At 51.8% G+C, this 6872-nt stretch carries 4 protein-coding genes and 1 tRNA gene; all 5 read left to right on the plus strand.

Going from position 1 to position 6872, the window contains the following annotated elements; translation table 11 throughout:
* Positions 1–233 precede the first annotated feature (233 nt).
* The 5 genes from HPY90_RS14430 (at position 234) to HPY90_RS14450 (ending at position 6760) form a co-directional block, all read left to right on the plus strand.
* Positions 234–308: transfer RNA gene (locus tag HPY90_RS14430), tRNA-Ala, on the plus strand.
* 106 nt (positions 309–414) lie between these two features.
* A complete protein-coding gene (gene leuS, locus HPY90_RS14435; protein ID WP_287195538.1) occupies positions 415–2892 on the plus strand; it encodes a leucine--tRNA ligase in 2478 nt (825 codons plus the stop codon).
* 80 nt (positions 2893–2972) lie between these two features.
* On the plus strand, positions 2973–3560 hold the full coding sequence (locus HPY90_RS14440; protein ID WP_287195540.1) for a methylated-DNA--[protein]-cysteine S-methyltransferase: 588 nt from the start codon (positions 2973–2975) through the stop codon (positions 3558–3560).
* 178 nt (positions 3561–3738) lie between these two features.
* The gene (locus tag HPY90_RS14445; protein ID WP_273699313.1) at positions 3739–4356 is read left to right on the plus strand and encodes a helix-hairpin-helix domain-containing protein; all 618 of its coding nucleotides are present in this window, start codon (positions 3739–3741) and stop codon (positions 4354–4356) included.
* 43 nt (positions 4357–4399) lie between these two features.
* Entirely contained in the window at positions 4400–6760 is a 2361-nt protein-coding gene (locus HPY90_RS14450) for a DNA internalization-related competence protein ComEC/Rec2 (RefSeq protein WP_287195541.1), read from the plus strand.
* The last annotated feature ends 112 nt before the right edge of the window (positions 6761–6872 follow it).

Genomic DNA, 6872 nt, shown 5'->3' on the forward strand with positions numbered 1-6872 from the left:
AACTAGTACAAGAAGTTGACTAACTCTTGCAAGTATCATATAATTGCTCTTGCAAGTCGAAAAAAGGACAGGCTGTGAACCGGAGTAGTAGGCCTTGGTCCCTGTAACAGAGAGCTGGCGGAAGGTGCAAGGCAGCACAGACCAGAGCCGAACTCGCCGGGGAGCTGTGCGGGTGAGCTGAGGGTAGCCTGCACCGGAGGGATTCCGTTATCAGCTGTAAGCGGGCAAAAGATGGGGCTGTGGCGCAGAGGGAGCGCGCCTCCTTGGCATGGAGGAGGTCGCGGGTTCGATTCCCGCCAGCTCCACCATTTATTTTGTCAATGAGGGTGGTACCGCGGGAGCAAACCTCTCGTCCCTTTCACCGGGGCGGGGGGTTTTGTAGTTATTACAACCTCAAGCTTTAAGGAGGTTTTTATGGAGAGCAAGTACAACTTCAAAACCGTTGAGGCCAAGTGGCAGAACTTCTGGGAAGAAAACGGGTTTTACATTGTTACCGAAGACAAGACCAAGCCCAAGTATTACGACCTCGAGATGTTTCCTTACCCTTCTGGAAACCTACATATGGGGCATGTGCGTAATTACGCTATAGGCGATGTTGTGGCCCGCTTCAAGACCATGAACGGCTACAACGTACTGCACCCTATGGGTTGGGATGCTTTTGGGCTGCCTGCCGAAAATGCAGCCATCAAACACGGAATACACCCTTCCATCTGGACCGATTCCAACATAGAAAACATGAAGCGGCAGTTGAAGTCGATGGGCATCAGCTACGATTGGACCCGAGAGTTTGCTACCTGCAAGCCCGAGTACTACAGGTTTACCCAGTGGCTGTTTTTGAAGTTGTACGAAAACGGGCTGGCTTACAAGAAGAAGGCCGCTGTAAACTGGTGCCCGTCCTGTGCCACCGTGCTGGCCAACGAGCAGGTAGTGGACGGGGATTGCGAGCGGTGTGGCACCAGGGTAGAGAAGAAATCGCTGGAACAGTGGTTTTTTAAGATTACCGATTATGCAGAGCGCCTTCTTAACGACCTTGACAAGTTGCCGGGGTGGCCGGAAAAGGTCAAGATAATGCAGAAGAACTGGATTGGACGCAGCGAAGGCTGCGAGTTTTCTTTGGCTATCGACGGCTCGGATGAAACTGTCTCGGTCTTTACTACTAGGCCTGACACCGTTTTCGGAATAACTTATATGGTGCTTGCTCCTGAGCATCCCTTGGTGGAAAAGCTTACTCGCGGCACCCCGTACCAGCAAGCGGTCGATGAGTTCATAGATCGGATGAAGTTTTTGAACGAGATCGACCGTACTTCGACGGAAGGGGAGAAGGAAGGGGTTTTTACCGGGGTTTACGCGATAAATCCGGCAAATGGGGAAAAGGTACCGATTTGGATAGCTAATTACGTTTTGATGGAATACGGGACCGGGGCTATAATGGCAGTTCCTGCCCATGACCAAAGGGACTTTGAATTCGCACGCAAGTATGGTCTTCCGATTCGGGTGGTAATTGAGCCTGAGGGTATGCCACTGGATCCCAATGCTATGACCGCCGCCTATGAGGGAGGGGGGGTCATGGTTAACTCGGGCCAGTTTGACGGGCTGGGCAATGAGGACGGCAAGCAGAAAGTCATTGAATGGATGGAGGCTCTGGGCATTGGGAGACGAGCCGTAAACTACCGGTTGCGCGACTGGCTCATATCCCGCCAGCGGTACTGGGGAGCCCCTATCCCCATCGTTTACTGCGATAACTGCGGTCCTCAACCCGTACCGTACGATAAATTACCGGTGATACTGCCACTCGAAGTCGAGTTCCGCCCGACGGGTGAATCTCCTCTTACTTATGTAGAGGAATTTGTCAACACCGAATGTCCAAAATGCGGCGGTCCGGCCAAAAGGGAGACCGACACTATGGATACCTTCGTATGTTCCTCATGGTACTATTTCCGGTACTGTAGTCCTCACGTGCAAGACAGGCCTTGGGACAAGGAAGCCGTAGATTACTGGATGCCGGTCGACCAGTACATCGGGGGGGTTGAGCACGCTATTCTGCACCTGATGTACTCGCGGTTTTTTACCAAGGTACTTTATGACCTGGGGCTGGTCTCTTGTGAGGAGCCGTTTACTAACCTTCTCACTCAAGGAATGGTATTGAAGGACGGGGCCAAGATGTCGAAATCTAAGGGAAATACAGTGAGCCCAGAAGATATTATCAACACCTACGGTGCAGATACCGCCCGGCTATTCATTCTCTTCGCTTCACCTCCGGAAAAAGACCTGGAGTGGAGCGACCAGGGGGTAGAAGGTTGCTACCGGTTCTTGAACCGGGTATGGCGCTTGGTAGCCGAATATTCGAACCAGGTACGGGGGGTCAAACCTTATGTTCCGGGTTCGAATCTGAGTGCGGCCGACCGCGAGCTGCGGTATCGAACCCATTTCACCATCAAGAAAGTGACCGAGGACATCGAAAAAAGGTTTAATTTTAACACTGCCATCAGCGCCATTATGGAACTGGTCAATGTCCTTTACCAGTATAAAGATAACGAGCATCAGAACCTGGCGGTGGTCAAGGAGGCCTTGAAGGCGCTGGTTTTGGTTTTGTCTCCGTTTTCTCCTCATATAGCGGAAGAACTGTGGGAGGCAATAGGCGGCGAGGGAAGCGTCCATCAACAGCAGTGGCCGAAGTACGATGAAGAAGCTTTGGTTAAAGACGAGATTGAGATAGTAGTCCAGATTAACGGCAAGGTGAGAGAAAGGGCGATGGTTCCTTCGGGTGCGGGTCCGGACGAAATGAAAACCGTTGCTATGTCTTTAGACCGTATCCAAGAGATGCTAGCGGGCAAGACGGTGAGAAAGGTCGTAACCGTGCCGGGTAAACTGGTCAACATAGTGGTGAACTGAAACAAGAACGGGTAGTAGTTGGATTAAGAAAAGGACAGAGGTTCTGTAAACGGTGTTCGTGAGGGAAGGGCGGGGGCAACATGCGGTACAGCGTTTTCGAAACCGCGTGGGGTTGGGTTGGTTTAGCAGGGCATAGTGCGCGCATCAGTTTCTTAGTGCTTCCTCTACCTTCGCCGGAGGCCGTTGTTGCCGAGATTATCGAGAAAACAGGCCCTGATCTGGTTCGGGATCAGGGCTTGTTTGTTTCGGTGACGGAAAAAGTAGAGGGATACTTTGCAGGGACAGTTGTCGAAGATTGGGGTATCCAGGTCGATTTTTCCTTGTACCCGGAGTTTACCCGCAGGGTGCTCCAGCAGGTTAGCTGTATACCATACGGACAAACCAGAACCTACTCGGATGTAGCTCGGGCTGTGGGACAGCCGGGTGCAGCAAGGGCCGTAGGGCAGGCGTTGAAGCGTAATCTTTGTCCCCTGATAATACCGTGTCACCGGGTAGTGGCGCGGCACGGGCTCGGCGGTTTCACAGCTCCGGGAGGAGTTGAATTAAAGAAAAGGCTATTGGAATTAGAACTGAGGGGTAGGGAACACCGCAATTCTTCACAATTCCAGCGGGGTAATGACGGGATTTGTTTACCGACAACTTCTCCGCGGAAGGCAACCGCTAGATGAAAAATTTCTTATCAGCAAAATGAAATATCAGGGATAAAGGGAGGATTTTGTCAACGTATGGAGAATTAAAGTTAACAGTATTGGGGACTAGACCTGGGAAATTGGCGGGGTCAAGTGCTTCGATATCTAAGTATTGCCGGTGAATCTTTTTTCGTGACTGTCATCGGGGGTTATAATCGTGTTGGGAGAAGATGCTCGGGTTAAGAAAGCACTGGCGGTAGTTGCGGCTGTTGTTATTTTCTTTGTCGGTTTCAAGTACGCCGATTACAGGCATAACCGGGCCGGCGGCGAAGAATTGCAGACGGAAGAAGTGGTGGTAGAGGAAACCGCCCAAAAGACGGTCGAAGAAAAAGAGGAGCCGGTTCCCATATTTGTGCACGTAACCGGGGCAGTCGAGAACCCTGGGGTATTTCAGATGAACTCAGGCGACAGGGTGTTTCAGGTGCTGGAAAAGGCCCATCCTACAGCGGAAGCAGACATCAACCAGCTCAATCTCGCACAAACCCTGGTTGATGGGGGCAAGGTAGTGGTTCCTAAGCTGGGGGAAAAACTACCTGAAACCGCAACCGCTGCGAACAGTTTAGGCTTTGATACAGGTGGTAAGGTCAATATAAATACTGCTTCTGTGAACGAATTAGATCAGCGGTTACCGGGGATAGGCCCGGCCTTGGCCCAGCGGATTGTAGATTACCGGCAAAGAAACGGAGGGTTTAAGGCGCCCGAGGAAATAATGGAAGTGTCGGGCATTGGCGATAAGCGGTACGAGCAGATCAAAGACCTGATAACCGTGCGCTAAAAGCCGGTCTAGCTATTAACGTTGTTTTCTGGGGAGAAGCATCGTGAACCAGCCTAACGTTCTGCTCTTCATCGGATTTGCCCTGGGACTGTTTGTAGCCGGCACCGATGACAGCTCCTGGTTTTGGGCAGGGGCCGGCATGATTTTAGTTGTCCTTGTTTACACCGGTAAGTGGCGGGAAGGTTTGCTCCTTGCGGGAGCAGTCGCTTTCGGCCTTTTTTATTGGAGTGTCAGGGTGCCGGAGGTCCCTCCCTTAATGGCTACCCCTAAAAGGGTCGAAGTTACGGGAACAGTATCGGATTTTCCGGCGGTTAAGCCGGATAGAACCAGCTTTTACTTGCACGTCAATTCCGGGCAACCTGGGATGAATCGGCTACGTGTTGTAGTGCGTTCTGCGGTGCCGGTGCAGAAAGGGGATTATTTATCTTTAAAAGGCCAGCTTGAAACGGTTAGGGAGCCAGGCAATCCTGGAGAGTTCAACTACAAAAAGTACCTGGAGCGTCGCCAAGTTTACTACATTCTGACGGTGAAGAAGCCGGACGACCTGCGGGTAATCGGTCGTAGTTCTAGTTTTATTCAGTACTTAATGTTGTCAGCCCGCGCTAAAGGGGAAGCGGCAATCGAACGTTATTTGCCCAAAACCACAGCAGCCATTGCCAAGGGGATCGTTCTGGGTACCAGCGACGAGATTGATCCCCAGGACTATGGCGATTTTCAGAAAACGGGACTGGCCCACATCCTGGCAGCGTCCGGGATGAACGTGGGGTTTGTAATGCTTATGGGGGTATGGACCGGTGAAGTGCTGAAGCTCAGAAGGAGAACCAAAGGGGTATTGGCAGCCGTGTTGGTTCTAGGATACGGGTGTTTAACTGGGTGGCCGGTTTCGTTGTTACGGGCAGCCCTGATGGCATGGCTGGGATTACTCGCTTATTATGGAGGGCGAGAGCCCAACTTGCCCAATGCCCTCGCGGTATCAGGTTTAATCATGCTTGTCTTAAATCCGGTATGGCTTTTCGAGCTTTCTTTTCAGCTATCGTTTCTAGCGACCTGGGGCTTGGTCTGGCTTTACCCGGCCTGGCGTCAGATGATACCTTACCAGGGTAAGGTGGTAGACGCGATTCTCATCCCGCTGGCGGCACAAGCGGCGACGCTTCCAGTGATTGTTCACAGTTTTTCTCTGTTCTCACTCTCTTCTCTTTTGGCTAATTTTTTGGGGACTTATCTTTCCGGGGTGGCTTTGATTTTGGGCCTAATCGGATTTTTGGTGAGTACGGTGTTTGCTCCACTGGCAGCGGTTTTTCTTCTCCCGGCTGGACTCGCAGTCGATGTTATCACGGAAATGTCGAGATGGCTGTCGTGTTTGCCTGGCAGTTACTTATGGGTGGCTGCTCCGCCTTTTTGGTCGGTGATAGGCTTTTACGCGGGGTTAGTTTGTTTGAGTTCGACCCAGGTCAAGACCGACAAAAGACTGTTAGCGTTAAGTTGCTTCCTCCTTGTGGTTTATCTGGGGCTACTATTGGTGACACCGGGGTTCAGAGACAAGGGATGGCTGGAGGTAACTTTTCTGGACGTAGGGCAGGGGGATTCGATTCTGGTGAAGACCCCTCAGGGCCGTTTCATGTTGGTCGACTGCGGCGGTAACCAGCTGTACGACGTAGGGGAAAAGGTTGTTGTTCCGGCTCTGGCCAGAAAGGGCTTGAGGAGCCTCGATATGTTAGTGATAACGCACCCTGATATTGACCATATCGGTGGGGCATCGACCGTGATAAGGGAAATGCGACCACGGGTTTTAGGAGTAAGCGATACAACCTGGCCTGGATACAACTACCAGGAACTGCAAACAGGTACACAGGTGAAGACGCTGAAGGTGGTTGAACTTTCACAGGGGCAGGCGGTTAGGCTGGACCCCGACCTGGCGATAGACGTTCTCTACCCTGAACCGAGCGACGAGGGCCGGATCTCCAACCAGCGTGGCACATACAACAGCGATTCGGTCGTGATGCGGTTGCGGTACGGACGCATCAGTTTCCTTTTGACCGGGGACATTGATGGGGAAGTTATGGACCGGTTGGTTGCCAAGAAGCTGATCGAACCGACGACGGTGGTCAAAGCGCCTCATCACGGCAGCCGCGGGTCCTTAAGCGAGGCTTTTTATAAGGCCGCATCCCCAAAGGTGGCGGTCATATCTGTGGGTGAAGGCAACCCATTTGGACACCCGTCTCTGAAGGCTCTGGAATTGTTGAATGATTCAGGAGTAAAAATCTACCGGACGGACTTAGATGGAGCTGTCATGTTCAAAACCGACGGGAAAAAGTTCTTGGTGCAGACCACGAAAAAACACAAAAAAATTTCTTCATCGCCCGATATCTTCAGAGAAGTTGACACTGCCGCCTGTAGAACATAAGGGTAGCGCAAACCTGGTCACCTGCTGTATACGGTGATAACATCATTACATTCTGCCCCGAAAACTAGCCACAGATGTGCACAGATTTGCACTGATTAACACAGATGGTAGT

It is taken from the genome of Syntrophothermus sp. (assembly GCF_013314835.1).
In the GTDB taxonomy this organism is placed as follows: domain Bacteria; phylum Bacillota; class Syntrophomonadia; order Syntrophomonadales; family Syntrophothermaceae; genus Syntrophothermus; species Syntrophothermus lipocalidus.

Bases quoted from the DNA above. Each gene is read 5' to 3' on its own strand.
- leuS (WP_287195538.1), top strand. From the start codon at position 415: ATGGAGAGCAAGTACAACTTCAAAACCGTTGAGGCCAAGTGGCAGAAC.
- HPY90_RS14440 (WP_287195540.1), top strand. From the start codon at position 2,973: ATGCGGTACAGCGTTTTCGAAACCGCGTGGGGTTGGGTTGGTTTAGCA.